The organism is Methylosoma difficile (genome assembly GCF_054657615.1).
On record NZ_BAAHYJ010000001.1, the window covers coordinates 813,206 to 837,469 of the forward strand.

Here is a 24,264-nt window from a genome sequence, read left to right on the forward strand (position 1 = left end):
AATTAAAGTTGTTTCCAATTTTTTGAAAAATTACTATCAGTTTTTTAAAAATGAATGCAAAAAACTGGGGGGGCTATAAATCTTCTGGCATCAACCCCGTATGCTTAGCAATTCGCGCCAACATGCGCGGGCCGATTTCTTCGCCATCATGAAAAGCAAACACAAAATTAGGCCAGCCATCACGGGATAATGTCCGGTGCGAACCTGTTTGGCGTTTGATTTCCCAACCAATCGCCAATAATGCGACAAGAACGCGCTTAGCTTTTACTGAAGGCCATTGGCTCATGCGGCAACAAGTTCGATATTGATGTCCATCGCTTGGCTTTCACCTGATTCAATCCGCTCAGCAAGTACACGAAGTGCCAGCACTTCGGCTTTCGCCATCGCTTCGTTAGCCGTTGCTCCGTAGGTGAGTACGCCAGGAATTTCTGGCACTTCCGCCAGCCAACGCCCATCATCTTCAAGTTCGTATTCGATATGAAAATTCATGTTGTCTCCAGAAAGTTAGCGGCTCAGGTAATGGTTAACAATTAATCGCTGTGGTTCATATTAAGCGGGTACTGAGTGAGTTATTTGAGACGATTAGGTTAATGGTTGTCCATTACACCATAACCAATGCCCGCTAATGCCAATTCCTTGTTCCAAAACACTGTTTTTGGCTGCCCGATACCAATAAAAAAGCCCCTGATGGCAACGCCTCACTATTGCGGGAGGCGTGTACTCTCAGGGGCGTTATGGGTTTGGATTATGGTGTATACCGCTGGTGCGGTCAATACCTTAAACTTGATTGCTTGAAGTCTGTAGGCTACGTCCCTGTAAGGGGGGAATTCCGGCAATCCCTGCCGGAATCCGTTTACTTAAACCACGTATTGGTTGTAAACCATTTGCAGCATTTTCAGCTCGCCTTCTTCGGGTTTTGCCCAGCCGTCGATTTGAATATCCTGCAAGATTTTTTTGCCTTGTTCGTCGTTGGCCATTTCCATCAAAATTTCTGCCAATAAATCGCCTTCTGCTTTCAGTTGCGGGGCAACGCAAAACAAATGGCAGGCAAAATTGGTTTGGCTTTCGTCCAGTTTGCGGACGTTGTTGCGGCTGAACGAAGATAAACCTTCGTAGGTTTTTTTCAGCATAAACACCAAATCACATTTTTTGCGGATCAGCGATTGCAAGGTTTTGATTTCATTGCCGGCAAAATCAAAATTGAATTTTGCCGAATCCAAACCGCTTTCGTCGCATAAAAACCGCCCCAGCAAATAGACAAAGCTGTCTTGCGTGGCGGTGCCGACGGTGACGCCTTCGAAATCGCCCAAGGCGCGGTTGTCGTCGGAACGGGTCAAAATCACCACTTCATCACATTCTGACAGGGGACGCATCACCGGTACAAAGCCGTATTCCTTTATCATTGAACAGGCTTCAAACGGCTTGGCGAACAGCAAGTCGGTGCTGGCGGCATCGTTTGCGTCGATGTTTTGTTCAAAATGGATGGCTTTTTTCATCCGCCGTTGCAAGTAGGTGTTCAGCAAATACCAACCGGTCAGCTGTTGTCCTGATTGCAGGCTGGCGACAAAGTTAAGCTTGTCGTGGATGGCGGTTGGCTCTTGAGCCTTGTGTTCGGCATGGCGTGGCGGCTCAGGGTTGATACCTGTCGCACTGCCTGTACTTGCCGCTTGGCCTTCGGTTTTGACAAAGCGTCCAAGGCCGGTGATTTTGAACAGCATGTTGACCATGCGGTCCAGTTTTTGCACTTCGACTTTGATTTTTTTCTGTTCCCATTCTTCAAACAGCTTCAGCAGCAGCGACAAGCCCATCGAATTGACCCGCTCGACTTGGCTAAAGTCGAGCAGTACGGTGGCTTTCGCGGGAATTGAACTGAGCGTGTCCAGCACCGTAGTGGCATGGGCGTCTATAGAACCGATAAAGTCGAAACGGTAGTTGTTGTCCTGTTCTGAAACAGGTTTGATTGTAAAAGAGTTGCTCATACCAGTGCCCTCGCTTGATAGGATGCTTCATATTCGCTGTGATAGAGGAATTGGAAGCCGGAATCAACCGACATATCCACAGTGCCGTTCAAGTCCCACAATGTGGTCACTTGGGTGCGTTTTTGTGGATGGACACGGATTTGCAGGTAATCGGACATACGCCACATCATGTAAATACCAACGCCGCCGACCCCTGCTTCAACGCCTTCTTCCATGGCTTGGGCAATGCTGCGCAGGAACACGCCGGGCATTAAGGTTCCCCAGTTGTCGGTAATCATCAACCCTAAGATGTCAGGTCCGACAGCAATGTCGATACGGACTTCTTCGTGTTCTGACAATTCGCGCGATTCGCCTTTGGCATAATAAGCCACGCCTTTACCGTCGCGGGGTGCGGCGTACAAGCTGTTTTCGGTCATTTCGTCGAGAATAATCATCAAAGCTTCCACTTGGTCTTTCGGCAAGCTGGCTTGGTCGTTCAACCAAGATTGGATTTCTTCCATGATGAAGATTTTGTCGTCGGTATGGGTCAGCTGGAATTGCCGATATTCGGCTTTGCCTGGGATCAGCGTATACAAGTCATCATCGGGTGATTGGTTGTGTTGGCTAAGCAGGTGGTTCCAGCCCAGTTTTTTGCAGAAGTCGTCATGCCGTGGCAAAACGCGGCAGATACCGTCATGGCTGAAACGTTTCAGCAAATCGGCATAGCCGTCTTCCGCCAAGAACACCACGTATTCTTTGGAAATGCGTGGGATGGGATGTTCGCCTTGGCGGTAGAAGTTTTCTGAGATACGGATAATATCGCTGACTTCGTTGCTGGCAGCGGCCTGGATAACACGGTCGGAGTGGCTGATAATCATCACGGTCACGTCGTCGGTGTAGGCGGTGCCACGGCAATGCCTTCTTAACGCATCCATGATGGTGTTACGCAGCACTTCGGGGTGTTCGGTGTCGATATTGGCGTTAAGGATGGCTTCCAAACGGTCGTAACCAAACACTTCGCCGCTGGGTGATTCTTCTTCCACCAAACCGTCGGTGTACAGGAACAAGCGGTCGCCTACTTCAAGGGTGATTTCGATGGCGGTTTCTTGGTAATCGGAATCGGCGCTTTTGCCCAGCGGTAAGCCGGACGCTTCCAGCATTTCCCATTTTTTCGCGTTGTTTCTTAGCAAATAGGGCAATACGTGACCGGCGTTGGCAAACACCAATTTACCGTTGCGGGCATCCAAACTTAAGCAGGCCATGGTCATCAGCAAAGATTGCTGGGCGGTGGCGCGCATGGTTTCGTTAAGTGAGTTCAAAATCTCGCTAGGGCTGGTGATGCCTTCATGGATCAGTGGATAAACACCGGCTTTGGCCGCACCCACCATCGTACCTGCCGCTACCCCGTGGCCGCTGACGTCACCAATCAGCATAATGCTATGGTGGCCTGCGACTTTGTAGTAGTCGTAGTAGTCGCCGCCTACCTCACTGGAGGTGAGCAGGTTTGCCAAGCCTTGGATACCGGGCAATTCAATCACCGGTTGCGGCAAGATAGAACGTTGCAAGGTCGCCGCCAAGTTGACCTCGCCTTGCAGACGGTCGGTCAATTGCGCCAATTCGGCGTTGGCACTACGGACTTGCTCTTCGGCTTCTTTGCGGTCGGTGATGTCGATGCCGGTTGCCAAGAACATCAATGGCAATTCAGTTTTGGAATCTTTAATGACGGTAGGATTCCAGATAATGTTCAGGTAATCGCCGGTACTGACTTGCATGCGGGTTTCGATTTGGTCGGCGTATTCCAGATTGCCGGACATCATTTCGATAAACAGCAAGCGCAGGTCGTCTTGTTCATTTTCAGGGATAAACTGCCCAAAAAAGTCTTTACCTTTGATGTCTTGCTCTGACCAGCCGCTGTTTTCTTCGGCGTGGTGGTTGAACAAAACCACGTTAGCGTCAGCATCCAAGCCGATAATTAATGCTTGGGTTGTGTTAATTACGTTGTCGGCAAAGGCTTTTTCTTGGCGCATTTTTAACGCGATTTCTTTTAAGCGGTCCACCAACGGTTGTAGCAGCAACGAACCCACCAAGAACAAGGTAGCTAAGGAAATGCCGAAGAAGATATGCTGTTTGTTGGCTAAGCGGCCTAACATGTACTCGCTTTGCTTTTGATGGACGGCACTGACTTTGGAAAGTTCTTCCACCACACGGGGCGATAAGGTCAGCAGCAGTTTGGAAAACAACGGGCTTTGTACGTCCAACTCGCTGGGGGGCAGGCGGTAAAGCTCGCGGACAATGTTGAGATACTCACGAATCATGGTATCTAACGGCTTGGTGTTATCGTAATAAATCAGCCGCAGTTCGTCTGACAATTGTCCGGTAACATGCACCAAGCGGTCGCCTTCTTTGACGAAGCGTTGGCCTTCACGGAGTGAAGAATGGGATTGGTCAAGCTGGGTCAGGTTGGAGATGATTTTGGCATCCAGCTTACGTATTTCGTTTTTATCTTCGATAAAGGTTTTTTGCAGCAAGGCGTTGTTGATTTCCTCTATGATTTTGCCTTGCTCGGTACTCATTTTAACCAACCGCGCGTTACCTTCTTGGCTACGGATGTCGGTGATGAGTACCATGTAGGTGACGGTAGCAACCGCGCCCAGTACTAAAAGTACCGTCGCGTACTGTTCAAGCATTCTACTGACGACACGCCGAAATAAATCTTGCATCGTTATACTCCTCTGTTTTTATTATTATTGATGCGTCATTGCGCATTATTTATTATTTTTTTAGGCTTGCTTTGCCACAAGCAATGCTTAGTGGGCAATCGCTTGAAATAAAAACACGAGTAATTTTTTATTTCATCGCCAAAGGCACCACAAAATGTAAAGGCACAAAAATATACGAACCGGTAGATTTGTTATGCGTGTTGAAAAATAGCAGACATATTGTCAATGTAAAGGGAATAGTAGCGATAAAATAATTTTTTTTATTTGGCTTGAAAAACGCAAGATTTAGGCTATTTGGAGCATTTGATAGCCCAAGCAACTTCAAGGGCTTGGCGATTTTCCAGCACATCGTGTACCCGAAAAATCCGCACGCCTGACAGCACGCCCAAGGCAGTTGTTACCGCTGTAGCCGTCACCAGTTGCGCAGGGTTATCCACTTGGCAAATGGACCCCATAAAACGTTTGCGGCTGGTACCCAACAAGACCATATAGCCTAAGCCGACCAGTTGTTCCAAATGCGCCAGCAAAGCCAAATTGTCCTGCTTGCGTTTGCCAAAGCCGATGCCGGGGTCGATGATGATTTTGTCGGCTTGGATGCCCACGGCTTGGGCGGTGTTGACGCGCAGCAGCAATGCTTCCAGCACCTCTTGCACAACATCGTCATAATGTGGGTTGTCTTGCATGGTTTTCGGTGCGCCCAGCGAATGCATCAAAATAACCGGCACATCGGCTTGTGCGGCTAAGGCCAAAATGGCGGCATCGTCATTGCCTGCCGAAACGTCGTTGATAATGTTTACGCCCGCTTCTAAAGCGGCTTCTGCCACTTCACTGGAGGTGGTGTCAATGCTCAGTTGCACTGTTTTTGGCAGGTGGCTCCTAATGGCGGTAATCACCGGAATGACCCGCCGTATTTGCTCGGCAGGGTCAACGGGATCGGAACCTGGGCGGGTTGATTCACCGCCAATATCGAGGATGTCCGCGCCTTCAGCGACCATTTTTTCCGCTTGCTGCAAGGCGCTGCTTACCGAGTTGTAACGCCCGCCGTCCGAAAAACTATCGGGCGTGACATTCAAAATGCCCATCAACAAAGGTTTTGCGTCGGGATTGATCATGGTTGAAGCTCCTGTGCGTTGCGGTGGTTAGATTCGGTTATAATGCGGCGTAACGTTACGTGTGTTGAGGATCATGAAAAAACCCCGTTTAGCCTGGGCCATTACCGGTTCCGGTCATTATATAGAAGAATGCTTGGCATTCTTGCTCACCCTTGAGGACGTGGATTTATACCTCAGCCAAGCCGGTGAAGAAGTGCTGAAAATGTACGGCATTGGCCTGGATGACATCCGCGCCAAAATGCCGGTCTACCGCGACAAAACCGCCTCATCGCCGCCAGTCGGACATTTTTACAAAGGCTATTACCATACCTTTGTGATGGCTCCTGCCACTTCCAACACCGTCGCCAAATGTGTGTTGGGCATCGCCGACAACTTGGTCACCAATCTTTATTCGCAAGCGGGTAAATGCCGTGTTCCCAGCATTGTTTATCCGTGCGACATCGCTCCCGAAATGGAAACCACCGCGCCTGGCGGTAAAGTGATGGTTTATCCGCGCAAAATCGATTTGCACAGCACCGAGCAATTGCGTTCTTTTGAGTACACCCATGTTGTCGATAGCGTTGATGCCTTGGTTGCCGCTGTCACGGCAAGACTGAACGGGCTGGCATGAGCGAACATATCCTGTTCCTGACCGGCAAGCTGGCGGAAAAGCAGCTCAACGCCATTTTGGAAAAAATGCAGCCGGATTTCAGCTATACCGTCCACCAGTTGGGTTTGAAGGTGGCAGCGTTGATGACCACCGATATGGTGGCGCGGCGTTTGTCCGACACGTTTGGTGCCGACCGCATTTTACTGCCGGGGCGTTGCCGTGGCGATGTGGCGGCCTTGTCGGAACAATTGGGCATTCCGGTGGCGCGTGGTCCGGAAGAGCTGAAAGATTTGCCGCGCTTTTTTGGCAAAGCCGCGCAAGCTTACGATTTAAGCCAGTATCAGGTGAAAATTTTTGCCGAAATTACCGATGCGCCGTATTTAAGCATCGAACAATGTTTGCAGCGCGCCGACTATTATCGCGCTAACGGAGCCGATGTCGTCGACGTTGGTTGCTTGCCCAGCACGGATTTTCCGCATTTGGAAGAACTGATCCAAGCGTTAAAACACGAGGGCTTTAAAGTCAGCGTCGATTCTTTAGAAAATGACGATTTGCTGCGCGGCGGCAAAGCCGGTGCTGATTTTTTGCTCAGCCTGCATGAGAGCAGTTTGTGGATTGCCGACGAAGTCGCCGCCACGCCGATTTTAATCCCTGAAAAACACGAAGACTTGGCATCATTAGACCGCGCTATTGCCGGTATGCAGGCCAAAGGCCGAGATTTTATTGTTGACCCGATTCTTGATCCCATCCACTTTGGCTTCACCCAATCCATCGTCCGCTATCACACAGTGCGCCAGCAGCATCCCGACGTAGAAATGATGATGGGCGTGGGCAATATCACCGAACTGACCCATGCCGATACCGCTGGCATGAACGCGTTGTTGCTGGGCATTTGTTCGGAGCTTAACATCAACCATATTTTGGCGACCGAAGTCAGCCAGCACGCTTGCCGCGCCATTAAAGAAGCTGATGTCGCGCGGCGTATCTTGTTGGCAGCTAAAAACCACAACACTTTGCCCAAACACATCAGCCCCGACTTGCTGGCTTTGCATGAAGCGGCACCGTTCCCATATTCGGCGGCGGAAATTGGCGAATTGGCAGGCGAAATCCGCGACCCCAGTTACCGCATCCAAACCAGCCGCGACGGCGTGCATATTTTCAACCGCGATGGCTTGCACACGGCTACCGATCCCTTCGATTTATACCCCCAATTACAGGTCGAAAACGACGGCGGTCATGCCTTCTACTTGGGGGTGGAATTGGCGCGTGCGCAAATCGCTTGGCAATTGGGCAAGCGTTTTACCCAAGACCAAGCGTTAAATTGGGGTTGCGCGGTTGCAACAAATAACTCAGAAGTGGACTTACACGCCTTTAAACCGGCAGGTAGCACCTTAAAAAAATAAATCATGATCCAAGAAACGATTGTCACCAGCCAAAATGCCGAAGGACTTGTCCATATTGCCCCAATGGGCATCCATATCGACGGCGACCGCTTTATTATTTTGCCGTTCCGCCCGTCGACTACCTTAGACAATATATTGGCTACGGGGTCGGCGGTGCTGAATTATTGCGACGACGTGCGCGTGTTTGCGGGTTGCTTAACTGGTCGGCGCGATTGGCCTGTACAGCCTGCTGAAAAAGTCCAGGGCAGTGTGTTGGTGGGTGCTTTGGCGCATACGGAACTGGTTTTGGACTCTGTCGAAGATGACGCCACCCGCCCGAAATTGTTCTGTAAGGCTGTGTATACCGTCAACCACGCGCCGTTCCAAGGTTTTAACCGCGCCCAATTTTCGGTACTGGAAGCCGCCATTTTAATCAGCCGTTTACAATGGTTGCCGCCGGAAAAAATTGCGACAGAAATCGCTTATTTAAAAATCGGTTTCGAAAAAACCGCCGGTCCCCGTGAACTGGAAGCCTGGCAATGGTTGATGGTGGTGATTGATGCGCATCAAGGACGGTCATCATGAGCGGCATGTTGGCAAGCGTCAATTGTTTGGCTGAAGCCTTGTTGGCTTTGACCGCGCAGGTTGACATCATTGATCTGAAACAACCCGCGCAAGGTGCGTTAGGCGCGTTGCCAGTTGATGAAGTACGGCAAATTGTTGCCGCCATTAATGGACGTTGTCCGGTGAGCGCCACCATTGGCGATTTGCCCATGCACCCGGAAACGGTTGCCCAAGCGGTGACGGCGATGGCGGCAACGGGTGTCGATTATGTAAAAATTGGTTTTTTTCCAGGCGGGGATTGGCTGGCGACGCTAAAACAATTGGACGTGTTGAATAACGATCGGAGTATCCGCCTGATTGCCGTTTTGTTTGCCGACAACCCGCCCGATTTTGCCGTGATTGCAAAACTGAAAGAACACGGATTCACTGGCGTGATGTTGGATACGATGGATAAGCAAAAAGGTGCGTTAACGTCGGTGATGTCGTCTGAGGATATTGGTCGGTTTGTCAGCAAAGCCAAGCAATTAGGCTTGTTGTGCGGATTGGCGGGGTCGTTAAGATTGATTGATATTGCTGGGCTGATGCGATTCCAAGCAGACTATTTGGGTTTTCGCGGGGCCTTATGTATGCAACATCAGCGTATTGCGCGCATTGATGAACAGCGTCTAAAGGCGGTAAGGGAAGCCTTAAACGCATAGGCCTCCCTGATTTAAGATCAGTCCAAATCTGTTAAATACATATCTTCCAGTAGCTTGCGCTCGGCAGGCGTTAAGAAAATACGTTCGTATTTTTTTTCAAATTTGATCCGTTCTTCGCTTATGTCATCAGACGAGCTTCGCTGGTCGGATTCCTTGCGGTTTTTTATTGCGCGCCTTTCCGAATCCCGCCCGTCTTCGGTTGGTGCTTCAATGTCGTTCTCGCTTAAATAAGCAAGCCATTCAGCAGAACCAAACGGATGCGGATTTTTGCGTCGTTCGATTTTGCGCCGGTCTTCTGCGGCACGCCGCAGGTTCGTTCTTAAATCAATGATGTTCATCTTCACTACAGTTCCCTGAACGTTTTCGAATAATGGTGTCTGTTCGATTGACAAAGCATAGAAGACGTTCCCCAAATTGCAATAACTATTTTGTTTTTAAATAAAAAACAATGTTCTATAAATTTTCATAACGGCTTAAATCTAAAATTCCTGAGTTAAGTGTTTGTAATGAAATATATTTTTTGTTGAGCCAATCGTAGTGTTGCCAAAAATCAGGGTTGGTGCGGCGGATGGCAAATTGGCTGTAGAAACGTTCGGCATCGGGGTTGTTTTTGCTGAGTTTAAGCTGGCTGATAAAGTCGCCCAGCTGCTCGGTGGACACGGTAAAAAACTGGTTGGGATAGCTGCCCATAAAGCCAGGGACAACGGTCAATGTGTCTTGTTCTGGCTGCCGTTGCAGTTTTTCGGCAAAAACATAAGAAACGTTCAGTAACTTTTTGTTGCGGATGAGGGTGTACACGCTATCTTGGTCCGCTGATGCGTTTTTAATCCGCAGCAAAGACACTTCTGGCAAGGCTTTAATTTGGTCGCCCCTTAAGTTAGCCAGTTCTTGCATCAGCGTGTCGGTTTGTTGTTGTTCGGGTGAACGGTTAGCGGCTAAACAAGGTATTTGTTGGCAGCGGTTGATAGTGTCGGCGTGCTGCTTGTCAGGTTCCAGCTGTTGCTGGATTTTTTCAAAAAACTCGTTTTTGATGTCGCTGGTCTGATAGCTGATGGCGGGTTCTTTGCTGGTGCTGAACGTTGGCGCATGGAAGCCGCTGAACATTTTAAAATCAATGCCTTGATACCAGCTGTCGTAAATGGCGGTACGGGCGTTGGCGGGAACGAATTTTAGGAAATTATTTTCCGCTTCCACGCGCAGCAAATCCATGTACAGGCGCGTGGTGGCTTGGTGCGCGGCGCTGCCGTAGATGTTAAAGCCTGCTACCATCAGGTAGTGGATGCGCTCGAACAAGGGATAATCGACTACCCAGGCCGTTAAGGGCGATTTGCCCAGCAAACCTTTGGTGACGCTGGCGTTGTCATGGTGGCGGAATACGGTGAGCAAGGCGTTATCATTGTGGCTGTCGCCGTTCCAAATAAAGTTCAGGTCTATTGGCTGTTGGTTTAAGAGTACGTTGTTGACGAAAGTGTCTTTATTCGTCACGTATTGTTCTTGCAGGTCAGCCAATTTTTGCCATTCGGCAAAACCGATCACTTCGCCCTTTGAAGCGGGCAACCCCAAATATTGCCCGTTGTCGGCTAAAAATTGCGTGGTTTGGGCGTTAAATTCGCTTTGTGGTTTGATGAACGCTACCCAGAATTGGTCGCGGATAACCGTTAAGGCACTGTTGCCCATTGAAACGGGGCCTTTGACGAAACCGGCAAAGAAGAATTCGGCGTCGTCAAGCAGGAATTGATAACGCGCTATAGCGGGCAATTCGGCAAATGTTTTGAAGGGATTGGCAGCTGATTCTTGGTCATAACCTGGCAATTGGTTGACGGTGTATTCGGGCTTTAAGAACAGCGTTTCCAATCGCACCATTTTTTCGTCGCTAAGCTCGTAGACGAAATGGTCTTTATCGGCAATGCTACTGACAATCGGGCGTAAGCGGTAGTAAAAAGGATTGGCGTTTGGGGCGTCAAAAGGCCGTACGCTACGGATTTCTTCAATCGCTTGTCCGCCCGGCGTTTTTGATCTGACCAGTTTGTAGAATTCGTTGTTGGCTTGGCCTTTTATGTGCAGATCGCCACTGTATAAATGCTCGTATAAATAACGGGCGGTCAGTTGTTGTTTGGGCGTATTGGCGTTTAAGAAGTCTTCCCATTTTTTAATGTCCGCTTGTGCGCTGGCAGACAGTTCTTTTTTAAAGTCAGATTTGGCACCGTCTTGTATCCAATTGAGCAAGGTTTCCAATTCGTTTTCGGTCAGCGCAGGCAGGCCGTAAGGCATGCCCCATAAGGCATGGTTGGCTTGGAAATCTTTAAACTCCTCTAAATTGGCGCATTGCAAGCTGCGGTCATGATTGAGGGCGATCTCGTCAGGTAGTTTGCCTTGTACCGGTTGCGGGTTGATGTGCTTCAAATGCAGCGATTTTGCCAGCACCGAGCGGTTTAAGTTGATTTCAGGAAAAGGCGCGTGTTCGTTAAGCACAGGGTAGAAGCCTTGTTTGCGCCAGTCTTTGGTTGTGGTCTCGTCAAGAAACAACCGGCTGGGGGGGGCGGCGTTCAGGCGGTAATTATCATAAACCGGTTGTTTGGATAAGCCTCTAGCCAGTCCATCATATGAGGACAGCTGCAATTGGCAGGGCGCGTCTTCGCCGGCGTGACAGGCGACGCAGCGGGTGTCCAAAATGGGTTTGACGTCTTTGCTAAACGAAATTTGCCCGCTTTTATGGGTAAAGTCGGAAAGGATTAATGTGTGGTTTTTGCGCGCTAGCTGGCTGGGCGGCTTGGGTAGGAAGCGGTTAAAAAGACCCCAATAAGCCGCTAAAAGACAGCCGCAGAAAATAAAGAACAGTATGGATTTTAAGGCGGATAACCTAAGCATTATGATATGGATTCAGTGGTTCAAACAAAAAAGGCGTTGTTGAGTTATAGCGATGAGGCAAGCTTTTGTAAGGCTGCTTTGCCGTGGCTAAAAATGGGCCAGCCGTCACCCGATAATACGGATTCAATGGCAGGTAGGCTGGCGATGCGCTTAATCGAACGCACGGCTTTGTCGCGGTCTGTTAATTTACCGTCTGGCAGCAGGCATAATTCGCCACCGACATGGCAACGGATCAGGTCACCGGTGATTAAGGTTGTGCTTTTTAAGACTAAAGCCAATTCGCCTGGCGTTTTCGAACCATCTAGCTGGTAGGCAACCAGCTCCGGCACAATGCTTTCATGGTCGTGCAGCCAGATGTCGCAAGCCAGCGGAAACTGCTGTTTTTCAGCTGCCGGCCCGTATAATTTTGCGCCTGTCGCTTGGGCAATTTCAGCGGTGGCGCGGCAATGGTCGCTGTTGGTCACGACAATATGCGCCGCTCCACCTAAGCTGTGCAGATGCTGCCAGTCGTGTGCTGATAAGGGCAGCGGGTCAATCAAGACGTTGCCGCCATCACGCACCCATAAGACGCTATGAAAGTCCAAATTGCGCTCTTCATTAAACGCCGACCAGCTAAACAGATCGTTTCTGTGCAATTGTTTCATAAAAGTCTCGGTTAGTCGTTAAGCGCTCAATGCGGGCTTTCGCTGATTAGCGTATCTGTTTGGCTTAATCTTTCTTAAAAAGTTTACGCCGCTGTTCTGACTTGGCAAGGTAAGTGCGGCGGGTTTGTTCGTTGGCACTCGCCCAGCCGGTAATTTCACTGATTGACCTAAAGCAGCCCATGCAAATGTCGTTGTTATCCAAGCAGCAAAGCCTGACACAGGGAGATACTATAGGTGTGGGCGTTGTTTCCATTAATTGGGGATTGGGCATTTAAATACCCTGCCATTTTATAATGGCTTAGGCATCTGGCAAGTGGTGGGGCTTATTTTTAAGTAAATAAGTTGTTTACTGATGGGTCGGCGTTAACAGACCAACAGGGCATCCAGTTTTTTTTGTTGTTCCAAGGCGTACAAGTCATCAAAACCGCCGACATGGTAATCGCCAATATAAATTTGCGGAACGGTACGGCGTTGGGTTTTTTGCATCATCTCTTCACGCAAGCCGGGTTTGGCATCCACATTAATCTCGCTATAGCTGGCGCCTTTTTTGTCCAACAAGCGTTTTGCCATGATGCAATATGGGCAGATTTGCGTGGTGTAGATCAGTATCTTAGGCATGAGCTGCTAATGTTTGTTAATATTGCCGGTCATTCTAGCGGTAAAAAAGGCCATGTTCAATTAAGCTTGCTTGCGCCGAAACCGCCAGACGTGTGCCGTCAAACGGCAAGCCGTCGCTAACTTCTATCCAGCCAGTGCTGTTTTTTGAGAGATCACCATGAGCGCCATACCGGAAAATTTAAAATACGCCACTTCCCACGAGTGGGTTGTTGTGGAAGAGGATGCTATCGTCAAAGTCGGCATCACCGACCATGCCCAAGCGCAATTGGGCGATTTGATGTTCATTGAGCTGCCCGCGCTAGGCCGGCAAGTTCAGGCGCAAGAGCAATGCGCGGTGGTCGAGTCGGTGAAGACGGCATCCGATTTGTACAGCCCCGTCAGCGGTGAAATTATCGCCGTCAACGAGGCCATTTTGGATAAGCTGGAAGAAGTCAACGACAATCCTTACCAAAGCTGGCTGTTCTGCATCAAAGCCGATGATTTGTCGGCCTTGGATGTGCTCATGGACAGCGCGGGCTATCGTGAAATGATAGGCGAATAAGCCTGTTGAACCTAATCAATCTATAAACATAATTCGCATGGCAAATCAAAATGCAAAGGGTTTAAAGCGCATCGTCAATGCGTTTTTCTTCTCGGCTGCAGGCTTTAAAGCCACCTGGGAAAACGAAGAAGCATTCCGCCAAGAAATTTTGATCTTTTTGGTGGGTACGCCACTGGCATTGTGGTGGGGTAATTCTGCCATTGAACAGCTGTTGCTGATCGGCAGCCTTGTGCTGGTATTGCTGGTCGAACTGCTCAACTCTGCTGTTGAAGCGGTGGTTGACCGTGTTGGTTTCGAGCATCACGAATTGTCAGGCCGCGCTAAAGATATTGGCTCCGCCGCCGTGACGCTGTCGCTGGCTTGGGCGGCATTCACCTGGGCATTAATTTTACTTTAAAGGACAACTATGAGCAGCGCGTTAATTTGCGGATCAATGGCCTACGACACCATCATGGTGTTTCATGACCACTTTAAAAACCACATATTGCCTGAAAAAGTACACATTCTGAACGTATCTTTTTTAGTGCCGGTGATGCGCCGCGAATACGGCGGTTGTGCCGGCAACATTGCCTATAACCTGAAGCTGTTGGGCGAAGAGCCGCTGATTATGGCGACCGTCGGGCATGATTTTGAGCCTTACAGCCAATGGCTGAGCCAGCAGCATTTGTCCAGCCAATACATCCGCGTGCTGGACAATCAATACACAGGCCAGGCTTACATCACCACGGATGAAGGCGGTAACCAAATCACTGCCTTCCATCCTGGTGCGATGAGCTTTTCGCAGTTGCAAGGTGTACCGACCGATGGCGACATCAGCATCGGCATCGTCTCGCCCGATGGCAAAGACGGCATGATGCTGCATGCCGAACAGTTTGCCGAGCTGGACATCCCGTTTATTTTCGATCCAGGCCAAGGCATGCCGATGTTCAACGGCGAAGAATTGCTGAAGTTGGTCGATCAGGCCACCTGGGTGACCCTTAACGATTATGAGTCTGAACTGCTGCAAGAACGTACCGGCCTGTCTTTAGAGCAACTGGCGGAACGCGTACAAGCCTTAATCATCACTTTGGGCGGGCAAGGCTCAAAAATCTACAGCCAAGGCGAGTGCACTGATATTCCCGCCGCCCAAACCGCCAGCATCAGCGACCCGACCGGCTGTGGCGATGCTTATCGCGCTGGTTTGTTGTACGGGCTGATGAACGATTTAGATTGGCCGACCACCGGACGTATTGCGTCGTTAATGGGGGCGATTAAAATCGAACAGCACGGCACGCAAAACCATGTGTTCAGCATGGCGGAATTCCGCCAGCGTTTCCATGACAATTTTGGCTACACCTTCTGACAGGTTCCGCATATGCTCAAGCAGACCCAGCAATTGCTCGACATCATGGCGCAACTGCGCCATCCGCAAACCGGTTGCGCGTGGGATGTCAAACAAACTTTCCGCAGCTTGATCCCTTATCTTATTGAAGAATCTTACGAAGTGGTCGATGCCATTGAGCGCGACGACATCGACGATTTGCGTGCCGAGCTGGGCGATGTGTTGCTCCAGGTGGTGTTCCACAGCCAAATTGCCGAGGAAAACGGCTTGTTTAATTTTGAACAGGTCGCGGCGGGCATTAGCGAAAAACTCATCCGCCGCCACCCGCACGTGTTTGCCGATGCCATTTTTAACACTGACGAAGAACGCCACCAAGCGTGGGAAAAGGCCAAAGCGGAGGAACGCCAAGCCAAAAACGCCGAACCGGAAAACACCAGCGTGTTGGCGGGCATTGCCAAAAGCCTGCCAGCCTTGATGGCCTGTGAAAAAACCTTGGACCGCGCCGCCCAGCACGGTTTTGATTGGAAAAGCGTCGATCCTGTCTTCGACAAAGTCTTGGAAGAAGTCGAGGAAGTGCGGGAAGCTTGGCAATCGGGCGATCAGGCGCACATCCAAGAAGAAATCGGCGATTTGTTGCTGGTGGCGGTCAATTTGGCGCGGCACTTTAAAGTCAACCCTGAGTTGGCCTTAAAAGAAGCAACGCAAAAATTCACCAAACGCTTTAACTACATTGAAGAACAAGTGGCGGCGGCAGGCAAAGCCCTGATGGATTGCGAGCTGGAAGAACTGGATGCTTTCTGGGATGAAGCCAAGGTAAAACTGAAAAAACCCAATTAAAAACAAGCATTATTTGCACGCAATAAACGAGGTGACAACGATGGGCTTAGCGTTAAAAGATAGCCTTTACCATTGTTACGGCGATTACTTGTCGTGGCCTGACGACGTGCGTTACGAGCTGATCGACGGCTATGCCTATGCCATGTCGCCCGCGCCGGATTTGGCGCATCAAGATGTGGCAGGGGAACTTTACCGGCAAGTCGCCAATTTTTTAAAAGGCAAGTCGTGCCGCGTCTTCATTGCGCCTGTTGATGTCCGCTTGCCCAAACACCACGAAGACGATGCCAAAATAGACACTGTGGTGCAGCCTGACGTGTTGGTGGTTTGCGACAGCAGCAAATTGGACAGGCGCGGCGTGCGTGGCGCGCCCGACTGGGTGGTGGAAGTGCTGTCGCCGTCCACAGCCGGACACGACCAAATCAAAAAACGCCAAGTTTACGAACGCCACGGTGTCCGCGAATATTGGCTGGTTCACCCTACCGACAAGGTGCTGACGGTTTACCGTCTGATTGATGGCGAATTTGCCAAACCGGACATCTACGAACTGCAAGGCGAAACGCGCGTCGGCATTTTGCCGGACATCGCCATCCAATGGGATGAATTAAGCGCGCGTTTGCCCAACGACTATTAAACGGTCTCGGCAGCCGCTTGCTTATCCACCCAGGTTTGCAGCGCCATAAACGTGGCGTTGGCGGCATGGATTGCCGCGACACAATCTTCCTCGCTAGCCGTCTCAAAATAGCGGTTCATAAAACTGGCAAAGCCTTGCCATTCCTGCATTAAATTTGCCCCATAGCATTGATAAAAATTCAGCGCGGTTGCGGGTAAGCCTTCACCAAAATGGCCTTTTAAATGACGGGCAATCACCTGTCCGCCTAACATCGAACCTTCCAAAACATATAAACAGCCGAGCTTTTGGGCTAACGATTGCATTTCTGGCAAATCATGGCATACCGGTAAGCCGCTTTCGTCGATGGCAAAGGCTTTCAGGTCTTCAGACAGTAAGTGGGTTTTGGCTCGGTAAGCCAAAACACTGCGGTAGTGTGCGGGCAAGTCGGCAAACAAAATGCTTTCCATGCCTTGGAAATAGCCATAGAAATAACTTAATAGTTTTGAATATTCAACCACTTGATAGTCGCTGGCGAACAAGCGTTTAAAACAAGATGATTTTTCTAAAAACCGATGGGCATCGTTCGTTCCGGTTTTTAGGCGCGCCATGATGGTGTCTTGAGATGTTGTTGGGTTGTTCATGTTTAAGTGTAGAGGTTGATGGGAGTTAATGTTTGAAAAAGAGAATAGCCGAAAATAATGTGAGGTATTTCACATTATTCGCAATTACCTACTGATTCGATCAGAAAAAGGAAAGGTTTATTAGGGGATTCTGATATGATATGAGTCATATTTGAAGTTTATTTGTTTCTTTATTTGAAACAGTTGGTGCTTTTTTTGCGCTCAGTTTACGCAAAAAAATAGATAATTTCTTTTTTTATGCAATAGCTTACTGCTGCTTTTAAGCGGGTCTAAGGTTTTCGAATTTTATTAAGTGGCTTCATAAATGTTACCAAAATGTAAAAAAGAACAGAAAAATTGAATAAAACAAAAAACACATCGGCAAAGCCGGTCTATGCTTAGCCGAACTGAAACGTCGAACAAGAATAATGCTTAATTGAAGGGAAAATCATGACATCTTTAAAAGTGCAATTTGCTGCCGACGGACACTCTGCCGTAGAGGTTAAGCCGGAAACGCATTTGATTGATGCGTTGCTGCAGCGCCATTTAGAGGTTAAGCAATTATGTGGTCGCCGTGGTTTATGTGCCACTTGTCATGTGTATGTCACAAAAAAACCCGAAAGCTTAACAGAAACCACGCCGAGGGAAGCCATGACCCTGTCCGTGTTGACTGGGGCGCGGGCAAACAGCCGTTTGTCTTGCCAAGCTAAAGTGATTGGTGACGACGTAGAGATCGCCCTGCCAGAAGGCTTGTATATCGATTCTTTTGAGTCGCTGGAAAAGTTGATAGGTCAGCGCACCCAGGTACCTATTTTGCATCCTGTCACCGGTGATGTTTTGGTTGCTGCCAATAAAATCATTATTCGGTCTAGTGTCGAAAAATTGGAACATTTAAATTTTGATATAGCCAAGGTTCAGCTTAAAAACGCTTAATCTTTGCCGTTTTTTTCACGTAACTATACATAAGGTAAACCTATGACAATTGAAGTCGAGGATGGTGGCTTTAGGGGCTATCACAACTATTACGTACCCGAAGAGTTTTTTAAAACCGATCCTGAAAACGGTGCAATTTATTTACAAGATGGTGAGCGTGCGGCTAAGGTCAGTGAGTCATTTATCAACGGTTTGCATTTAGGCATTGAAGAAGAAATTGGCGATACGGCTAGCTTGCTGATGTACGAAACAGGCCAGCAATGGGCCATGCAAGATATGAAGCGCTTTAACGAAAAAATGCGCCACGAATACGGTGGCGGCAAGCAAGATATTTGGCAAATGAACAAAAAGTTTGTCTTGGAAAGCTGGTGGTGGCCTTTAACCATCCAAGGTTTTGGTGGTTGGCGTGTAACCTTAGGTGATAAACATAATGAAGCCTTACAAAGCAAAGGCTTAAGTATTGTCGAGTTGCGCAACTCAGCGGTTGCCCAATCAATGGCTTTGGCGGGAAAGCCTGTTTGCCACATGTATGCAGGTTTATTTGCAGGGGTATTCTCGTTTTATGACCGTGAAGAACGTGGCTGTATCGAGTTGCAATGTTACGCAATGGGTAATGATGTTTGTAAATTCTTGGTTGGCTCACAAAAGCAAATGAATGCTGCTGAGTTTTGGACGAAAGAAGGCGCAACAGCCACAGAAGTATTGGAAAAATTAGGCTAAACAGGTTGGATGTAATGGCGTATCCCTATACACAACGGCAGTTAGGCTTTTTTAAAGCGGCATTAAAAATTATTGATGGCGCTTTAAGAGGCGAAGATACAGCCGGCAACGGAACTGAATCCTTAGTGGTAACGCAGTTGCCACCGCAGGTTGCCAGTGCCGTGGTTGTTGAACCGGTTGTGGAGGAGTTTATTCAGGAAGTGGAATCGTCCGCAGCTGATATGTTTGCTGATCCTGAAGCGTTGTATCTTCAGGTGGTAGACGAAGTGCTGCAATCAGAGCCGCTTACTGAATCAATCCCTGAATTTGTCCAGGTTGGCGAAGAAGCATTTCTGCCAGAAGCCGTTTCTACGCCAATTCAAGACAATATTGAGCCGGCATCGGTAGTGGTTGGGCAAGATCAGATATTTAATGAGCCGCTGGTAACTGAGGTAAGTGACTTTAACGCCGCGTATTACTTTTCTGAGTTACGTTGGCATAAAAAAAGTACTGCAACAGAAAGCCCTGCTTATGCAGACCTTGCCGAACAAAAAGCACCTATTGAGACAATAGTTGTAACACCTGTTATTTCAGAGCCATCAGCCACAACGCCAGTCATGGCGAGTGCGTTGCTTGTTGTTGAACCTGATGTGGTTTCCGTCTCGGAAAAATCTTCATTGGAGTATTTTTCGGTATTGCCTTGGGCAAGCGAAAAAAGTCAAGCCACTGAAATTGAAGAAGAGGTTTTACCAGAGATTGTTGAGCTGCAATCAAAGGTAATTGAATCGATTGCATCTGATTCAGATGACGCTGAAGATTCCGTATTGGTCGCTACACCTCCTCTTGTTACTGAGATTATCGCAAAAGGGGTAGGTGATTATTTTGCTGGATTGCCTTGGGAATTTGAAGCGCCCAGTTATTGGGATTTAAAAAGGACTGAAACCCAACAAGCCACTGAGCCAGAAGAATCTACAAATGACATCAATCCTTATGCGTGGTTGGATGAGGAGATATTTGAAGAGGTTCAGGATGAATACAGTATCGAGCACACAGATATAGTCAGCACTGATGCTCCTTTAGATGTGGATTCTGTTGAAAATGAACTTCCCGTATCGGCATTTTTTGCCAATTTGCCTTGGCAGGCAACAACGCTTAAGAATGCTTTGGTGGATGAGCAAAAGAACGCGGAAAAATTTTTCCAAGCCTTGCCGTGGCGGTTTGATAGACCCAAAGTACAGTCTTCGCTAGCGGATATTGCCGGTTTAGCCACCCAAACCGCTTTAAATGCGGCACAAAGAACGCGTGTTGAAGAACACAAACCAGTCATGCAAGTAGCCAAGCATTATTTTAATGCCTTGCCCTGGTGATAAGTAAAACAATAAAACCTTTACCATTTTTTAGACAGGAAACCCTTTATGACCACTCTTGAAGCGTCGATTAACGTAAAACTCCGTGATAATCCAGATATCGCTGAGCTTTTCCGTATCGCAGAAAGCCGTCATTTAACCGACGCAGAATTCCAACGTTATAGCGAGCTGATTCCTGCTTACGCCGACAGGGTTGCGGCTGCCAAAGAAATTATGCTTGCTGAGCCGAATGTTGTCGCTATTACCGTTCGGCAAGTGTTGACACTTTACCCTTTTTCAAAATATCACGAACTGCCACGTGATAAGTGTACGCGTGACGTCAGTTATGTCAGTGCTTATGCTACCCATAGCATGCTAATGAATGATCCTGACTGGTTTAGCGATAAGCTGTTGTTGTGGTTTAAAACTATTTTACAGGCATTTTCTTACCCTATTCGTGAAGAGAAACCTGCACAAGTCGAAGTAAAGCCATTGCCTTATCCTGAAATTACCGCAGTGGCGGATACGTTGCCAAACAACCGCCGCGCAATTTATGAAACTTACGCCAGATTACTGAAAAACTATCAGGAAGTGCTGACTCCCAAAACTTACGACTTGTTGCAAGCGCATCTGCAATTGGCCTTAGATGTTCTTGCTGCTGAATGAGAGTAATACCATGACTACCCAGAACGAATCCTCCGACTTTGCCCAACAACTCAGCGCCCAACTGTTAGAACAGATTTTTAGCGAAACTGAACAAAAATTTGATTTGGCTGGCGGCAAGGTTAAAAGCAACACTGATGTGCGTGTGATTTATTTATCTACAGACATCATTCATGCCATTTATGATGTTTTAAAGTATGAGGCCGGCGATGCTTGGCCGTTAATTTTAAAAAACTGCGGTGTCATTTGGGGCAAAAGAGTATGCGCTTCATTAGAGGAAGAGCTGCAATTTAAAATTGGTAAACCTTTAGGTAGCTTGACGGTAGAGAGCTACATAGGGGTGCTTGAAGCCTATTTTGCTAGGCACGGTTGGGGCAAGATGCGCTTTTATCTGGACGATGCCGAACAGAATGGCATTATCCGCGCGCGTTTAAGAAACAGTATTTTTGCGACCACTCTTAGATTTGTTAGCAAGCCAGTTGATTATATGATTGCGGGCATGTTGCAAAGTATATTTTCTGCCATAAGCGGTCATGAGCTGGGTTGTGTACAAGTTTCTTTCGAACATACCGGCGCCGACAGCAGCGAGTTTTTAATCAGTAGCAAAGCCAGAATTGAACAGTTATCTGAGTTGAAAAAGCATGAAATGACACCGAATGACATATTGGAAAGATTGCGAGCTGCCTGATAGCTGCTTATTTCCAGATCGTTATGCCATTTTAGAAGCTATTCACGAAAGCGCCAGTAGTAGTGTTTATTTAGCTCAAGACAACACTGGCAAGCAAAAAGTCGCCATTAAATGCTTTAAACCTTCAGCGAAGGGGGCTTATATAAGGGAGATTGCCGCCTCGTTTGATTTGCAACATGCCAATTTGGCGGGTTGTGTCGATACTTTTTATCGGACTGATGGCGTTGCTTGTATTGTTTATGAATATTTGAGTGGCGGTAGCTTGGCAAACCTGTTGGAAGGGGGCAAAAAACTTGCATCAGCAACTATTTTTGCCTGCCTTAAGGATGTTTTGCGGGCTTTGGTTTATTTGCATGATCGCAATTGCATCCATTGCGACATTAAGCCACAAAATATTTTATTAAGGCCAAATACAGAAGGGGGGTATGAGTATGTGTTGGCTGATTTTGGTTCCGTCTGTTTTCTGCGCGAAGCAAATGAAAATCGCAACACAGCTGGTACACCTGCTTATATTGCACCTGAACGGATACAAGTAAGAGGGAGATTATATTTTAATAGCGATTTATATAGCTTAGGCGTTTCGGCATTTGAAATGGCAATGGGTCGGCCGTTGTATGAGGGGTCTATTGAGGAAATAAATCAAGCACACCTAACCGAAATACCTTCGTTAGCAATGATTGAGTCGCCTGCTTTACGTGACTTTATTGACTATTTGTTGGTAAAAGATCCTTTAAGGCGTTTGCAAACAGCCGCTTTAACCTTGGAGTTTCTGGATAAAGTTTTAAAAACAGATATACCGATTGAATATAGTCGTAAGCAACAATGGCATAACTCTGTACCGATTAATGCCAATGTTAAAACATTACATTGCTTTGATATTGCAGGACAGCATTTTATTGCTTTGGTTTATCCAAATTACATTGATGTAGCCAATACGACATTGTTGCATTCGCAACCGATATATCGGTTATTTACGGATTATCCTGTACAGATATTGAACAATGTCGAATTGGCTTACGCAACACCATCGCGTATTAATCGGTTAAATTTGCAAACAGGTTCAGAGTATTTGCAAAAAGAGTTTTTAAATAATCTGCACGCGTGGAGAGTTGGTAGTTGCAGCTTAGTTTTTAGCGATGCATTTTATTATTTTTTTGAAAGCTTAGATAGCAAAAATTCCAGTTGTTTCAGATTAGGTGAATATTTGTTCAAGTCTTGTCTTGAATTAGTTGAGTCCAACAGATTTTTAACTTGCGATGGTAACGCGAATAATAATGTTGTCTTGCGGGATCAGTTTGGTCAAAGTCTACAAGTCTGGCGTTTTGATGACCCGGTTGTTGGCTTATGCTATTACCAAGGAATAGTTTTGGTGGTTTGCATAAACTTAAAAAATGCTAAATATCACTCGTTATGGTCGTTTGAACTAGGAAAAACTGAAAAGTTTTTAGTGTCAGCTGACGATATTAGGCAAGTGGTTTGTATAAATGGGGCTGTGTTTTGGTTATCAGGTACGTCGACATTAATGAAGTGCGCTACCGATTCGAAGCCGCAAAAAGTATTGGCTGTTGCTGGAGAAATTACGATGTTCGCGGTTTCTTATGAGCATAGCTTGGTCGCGTTGGCCGTCAAAGACGATGAAAAAAGAATTATTTTAAACATTATAAAAATCGAGCAATGTCATGAAATTCCTTAACGTGGCTGATTATTTCAGCAAACCTTATCCTGTTGTAAACGCACGGCCTGTGCATTGTTTGTTTTATTCGCATATTTGGTCGGTTTATTCACTCGCTGACTTGGGTTTAATCAAGCCGAAAACAGACGTTATTATTGAGCTTGCAACCGAGCCAACGTTTGCCACCATGCTTAATCCATTTAATGCCTACCAGGAAACATTGCTAAGTTTATTACAGCCAAATAAGCACTTGCATCATTTAGGCGCAAAATATAAAGGTATCCCTGTTCCGATGGTGTTGGCGCCGCCAGCAGGAACATCCGCAAACGCACTATTATCGGCGCTAGCTTTGGTCAACACCGATGCCAGTTCGGTGGAAAATGTCGTGGTGATGATCAACATTAACGATGCGGCTAAATTTGTTTCAGCATATGGGTTCATGACCCGTTTTTCTTTGGTTTGGGATGTCGCCGATTATCCTAATGCCAGCTTGGCTGCCTTGGCTGAGCTTTTAGTAACCGAAGCCTATTTGGACGAACAACGTTGGGGCGGTATTCATTTATGCAATCATCCACAAAGGCAGTTGCCAGATAGTAAAGAGCGGTTTACTGCATTGCAAGCCTTGTTTGCCGATTTTCCAAGTTTCCAGTCGGTTTAATCATTTTGTGGTCGTGGATTTCAAGCCATTTAAAAATTTCGCCATTACCGTCGGTGGCGGAGTTAAAACAAGGTCAAAACGAGGGTGTGCAGTGCTTGATTAACGTTTCAGGCATTGACCTCCATGTCTTATATGGCTCAGAAATACCTAATGACATTGTTATTAATCAGTTGTTTTTTAAAGATATTTATTCGGAAAGCAGGGTTGTTGCCGATACCGGTCATTGCGATGGTATCAGTATAGACGAGTATTTGAAATTGGGTACTGAACGCGACCGTTTAGCTTTGCTTGCTGCCGTTAAGGCTTTGCTTGAAATGCTTAACCAACGTACCCCGACTTGGGTTTTTTGCCATCGGGGTATCAGCCGCTCTCCGCTCGTTGTTGCTTGTGCGTTGCATGTTTTTTTTCAGTTATCGGTATCTCAGGCAATGGCCCGTACCCATCGTTTACATAAAAATGCCGAGTTTACGGATACTAGCGTAGCAGCAATGCGCTGGTGTGCTAGCCAACTACAGGATTAAGC

At 47.6% G+C, this 24,264-nt stretch carries 28 protein-coding genes; 17 read left to right on the forward strand and 11 right to left on the reverse strand.

All coding sequences use genetic code 11. The annotated features are described in order from the left end of the window. Positions 1 to 73: 73 nt before the first annotated feature. From ACYQ1O_RS03980 to folP, 5 genes are all read right to left on the reverse strand, one after another. Positions 74 to 286: a type II toxin-antitoxin system HicA family toxin gene (locus ACYQ1O_RS03980; RefSeq protein ID WP_459990338.1), complete on the reverse strand. Its 213-nt coding sequence runs from the start codon at positions 284 to 286 to the stop codon at positions 74 to 76. Further along, on the reverse strand, positions 283 to 489 hold the full coding sequence (locus tag ACYQ1O_RS03985) for a type II toxin-antitoxin system HicB family antitoxin (protein WP_459990339.1): 207 nt from the start codon (positions 487 to 489) through the stop codon (positions 283 to 285). Before ACYQ1O_RS03985 ends, ACYQ1O_RS03980 begins: the two co-directional genes overlap by 4 nt. Positions 490 to 857: 368 nt before the next feature. Further along, positions 858 to 1,979 (reverse strand): PhnD/SsuA/transferrin family substrate-binding protein, encoded by a 1,122-nt coding sequence (locus ACYQ1O_RS03990; RefSeq protein WP_459990340.1) that lies wholly within the window; start codon positions 1,977 to 1,979, stop codon positions 858 to 860. Further along, positions 1,976 to 4,678, reverse strand: a complete 2,703-nt coding sequence (locus tag ACYQ1O_RS03995) for a SpoIIE family protein phosphatase (RefSeq protein ID WP_459990341.1) — start codon at positions 4,676 to 4,678, stop codon at positions 1,976 to 1,978. The genes ACYQ1O_RS03990 and ACYQ1O_RS03995 overlap by 4 nt, the downstream gene beginning before the upstream one ends. Before the next feature lie 290 nt (positions 4,679 to 4,968). Next, positions 4,969 to 5,790 (reverse strand): dihydropteroate synthase, encoded by an 822-nt coding sequence (folP, locus tag ACYQ1O_RS04000; protein WP_459990342.1) that lies wholly within the window; start codon positions 5,788 to 5,790, stop codon positions 4,969 to 4,971. Between the two features lie 73 nt (positions 5,791 to 5,863). Between folP and ACYQ1O_RS04005 the strand changes: the two genes are divergently transcribed. The 4 genes from ACYQ1O_RS04005 to ACYQ1O_RS04020 are packed head-to-tail and all read left to right on the forward strand — an operon-like array spanning position 5,864 to position 9,023. Then, positions 5,864 to 6,400 carry a flavoprotein gene (locus ACYQ1O_RS04005; RefSeq protein WP_459990343.1) on the forward strand — a complete coding sequence of 179 codons (537 nt, stop codon included), beginning with the start codon at positions 5,864 to 5,866 and terminating at the stop codon, positions 6,398 to 6,400. Beyond that, positions 6,397 to 7,782, forward strand: a complete 1,386-nt coding sequence (locus ACYQ1O_RS04010; RefSeq protein WP_459990344.1) for a DUF6513 domain-containing protein — start codon at positions 6,397 to 6,399, stop codon at positions 7,780 to 7,782. The genes ACYQ1O_RS04005 and ACYQ1O_RS04010 overlap by 4 nt, the downstream gene beginning before the upstream one ends. Positions 7,783 to 7,785: 3 nt before the next feature. Further along, complete coding sequence (locus tag ACYQ1O_RS04015; protein WP_459990345.1) at positions 7,786 to 8,346, forward strand: DUF447 domain-containing protein; 561 nt, start codon at positions 7,786 to 7,788, stop codon at positions 8,344 to 8,346. After that, complete coding sequence (locus tag ACYQ1O_RS04020; RefSeq protein WP_459990346.1) at positions 8,343 to 9,023, forward strand: (5-formylfuran-3-yl)methyl phosphate synthase; 681 nt, start codon at positions 8,343 to 8,345, stop codon at positions 9,021 to 9,023. The genes ACYQ1O_RS04015 and ACYQ1O_RS04020 overlap by 4 nt, the downstream gene beginning before the upstream one ends. A 17-nt stretch (positions 9,024 to 9,040) precedes the next feature. Here ACYQ1O_RS04020 and ACYQ1O_RS04025 read toward each other — a convergent pair whose 3' ends face one another. From ACYQ1O_RS04025 to grxC, 5 genes are all read right to left on the reverse strand, one after another. Further along, positions 9,041 to 9,361 carry a hypothetical protein gene (locus ACYQ1O_RS04025; protein ID WP_459990347.1) on the reverse strand — a complete coding sequence of 107 codons (321 nt, stop codon included), beginning with the start codon at positions 9,359 to 9,361 and terminating at the stop codon, positions 9,041 to 9,043. Between the two features lie 115 nt (positions 9,362 to 9,476). Next, the gene (locus ACYQ1O_RS04030; protein WP_459990348.1) at positions 9,477 to 11,891 is read right to left on the reverse strand and encodes a fatty acid cis/trans isomerase; all 2,415 of its coding nucleotides are present in this window, start codon (positions 11,889 to 11,891) and stop codon (positions 9,477 to 9,479) included. Between the two features lie 44 nt (positions 11,892 to 11,935). Next, a complete protein-coding gene (locus ACYQ1O_RS04035; RefSeq protein ID WP_459990349.1) occupies positions 11,936 to 12,535 on the reverse strand; it encodes an MBL fold metallo-hydrolase in 600 nt (199 codons plus the stop codon). Between the two features lie 64 nt (positions 12,536 to 12,599). Beyond that, positions 12,600 to 12,806, reverse strand: a complete 207-nt coding sequence (locus ACYQ1O_RS04040; protein ID WP_459990350.1) for a DUF1289 domain-containing protein — start codon at positions 12,804 to 12,806, stop codon at positions 12,600 to 12,602. 92 nt (positions 12,807 to 12,898) lie between these two features. Next, a complete protein-coding gene (grxC, locus tag ACYQ1O_RS04045) occupies positions 12,899 to 13,153 on the reverse strand; it encodes a glutaredoxin 3 (protein ID WP_459990351.1) in 255 nt (84 codons plus the stop codon). 157 nt (positions 13,154 to 13,310) lie between these two features. Between grxC and gcvH the strand changes: the two genes are divergently transcribed. From gcvH to ACYQ1O_RS04070, 5 genes are read left to right on the forward strand one after another with little or no spacing between them, the layout of a single operon-like run. Beyond that, positions 13,311 to 13,694 carry a glycine cleavage system protein GcvH gene (gcvH, locus tag ACYQ1O_RS04050; RefSeq protein ID WP_459990352.1) on the forward strand — a complete coding sequence of 128 codons (384 nt, stop codon included), beginning with the start codon at positions 13,311 to 13,313 and terminating at the stop codon, positions 13,692 to 13,694. Positions 13,695 to 13,731: 37 nt separating this feature from the next. Next, positions 13,732 to 14,091 (forward strand): diacylglycerol kinase, encoded by a 360-nt coding sequence (locus ACYQ1O_RS04055; RefSeq protein WP_459990353.1) that lies wholly within the window; start codon positions 13,732 to 13,734, stop codon positions 14,089 to 14,091. A 36-nt stretch (positions 14,092 to 14,127) separates the two neighbouring features. Next, complete coding sequence (locus ACYQ1O_RS04060; RefSeq protein ID WP_459990633.1) at positions 14,128 to 15,036, forward strand: carbohydrate kinase family protein; 909 nt, start codon at positions 14,128 to 14,130, stop codon at positions 15,034 to 15,036. Between the two features lie 12 nt (positions 15,037 to 15,048). Continuing rightward, a complete protein-coding gene (gene mazG / locus ACYQ1O_RS04065; protein ID WP_459990354.1) occupies positions 15,049 to 15,852 on the forward strand; it encodes a nucleoside triphosphate pyrophosphohydrolase in 804 nt (267 codons plus the stop codon). A gap of 40 nt (positions 15,853 to 15,892) precedes the next feature. Then, the gene (locus tag ACYQ1O_RS04070) at positions 15,893 to 16,483 is read left to right on the forward strand and encodes a Uma2 family endonuclease (protein ID WP_459990355.1); all 591 of its coding nucleotides are present in this window, start codon (positions 15,893 to 15,895) and stop codon (positions 16,481 to 16,483) included. Here ACYQ1O_RS04070 and ACYQ1O_RS04075 read toward each other — a convergent pair. After that, a complete protein-coding gene (locus tag ACYQ1O_RS04075) occupies positions 16,480 to 17,103 on the reverse strand; it encodes a biliverdin-producing heme oxygenase (RefSeq protein ID WP_459990356.1) in 624 nt (207 codons plus the stop codon). The genes ACYQ1O_RS04070 and ACYQ1O_RS04075 overlap by 4 nt on opposite strands. A 429-nt stretch (positions 17,104 to 17,532) precedes the next feature. On the opposite strand from ACYQ1O_RS04075, the gene ACYQ1O_RS04080 reads away from it, so the two are divergent. From ACYQ1O_RS04080 to ACYQ1O_RS04115, 8 genes are read left to right on the forward strand one after another with little or no spacing between them, the layout of a single operon-like run. Next, positions 17,533 to 18,015 carry a 2Fe-2S iron-sulfur cluster-binding protein gene (locus ACYQ1O_RS04080; protein WP_459990357.1) on the forward strand — a complete coding sequence of 161 codons (483 nt, stop codon included), beginning with the start codon at positions 17,533 to 17,535 and terminating at the stop codon, positions 18,013 to 18,015. Between the two features lie 42 nt (positions 18,016 to 18,057). Further along, on the forward strand, positions 18,058 to 18,735 hold the full coding sequence (locus ACYQ1O_RS04085) for a V4R domain-containing protein (RefSeq protein ID WP_459990358.1): 678 nt from the start codon (positions 18,058 to 18,060) through the stop codon (positions 18,733 to 18,735). A 14-nt stretch (positions 18,736 to 18,749) separates the two neighbouring features. After that, positions 18,750 to 20,081 (forward strand): hypothetical protein, encoded by a 1,332-nt coding sequence (locus ACYQ1O_RS04090; protein WP_459990359.1) that lies wholly within the window; start codon positions 18,750 to 18,752, stop codon positions 20,079 to 20,081. A 48-nt stretch (positions 20,082 to 20,129) separates the two neighbouring features. Continuing rightward, positions 20,130 to 20,726, forward strand: a complete 597-nt coding sequence (locus ACYQ1O_RS04095) for a globin family protein (protein WP_459990360.1) — start codon at positions 20,130 to 20,132, stop codon at positions 20,724 to 20,726. A gap of 10 nt (positions 20,727 to 20,736) precedes the next feature. Beyond that, on the forward strand, positions 20,737 to 21,411 hold the full coding sequence (locus ACYQ1O_RS04100; protein WP_459990361.1) for a hypothetical protein: 675 nt from the start codon (positions 20,737 to 20,739) through the stop codon (positions 21,409 to 21,411). Further along, the gene (locus tag ACYQ1O_RS04105) at positions 21,380 to 23,104 is read left to right on the forward strand and encodes a serine/threonine protein kinase (RefSeq protein WP_459990362.1); all 1,725 of its coding nucleotides are present in this window, start codon (positions 21,380 to 21,382) and stop codon (positions 23,102 to 23,104) included. Before ACYQ1O_RS04100 ends, ACYQ1O_RS04105 begins: the two co-directional genes overlap by 32 nt. Then, positions 23,091 to 23,741, forward strand: a complete 651-nt coding sequence (locus ACYQ1O_RS04110) for a hypothetical protein (RefSeq protein ID WP_459990363.1) — start codon at positions 23,091 to 23,093, stop codon at positions 23,739 to 23,741. The genes ACYQ1O_RS04105 and ACYQ1O_RS04110 overlap by 14 nt, the downstream gene beginning before the upstream one ends. 53 nt (positions 23,742 to 23,794) lie before the next feature. Continuing rightward, positions 23,795 to 24,262 (forward strand): hypothetical protein, encoded by a 468-nt coding sequence (locus tag ACYQ1O_RS04115; protein WP_459990364.1) that lies wholly within the window; start codon positions 23,795 to 23,797, stop codon positions 24,260 to 24,262. Positions 24,263 to 24,264: the final 2 nt, after the last annotated feature.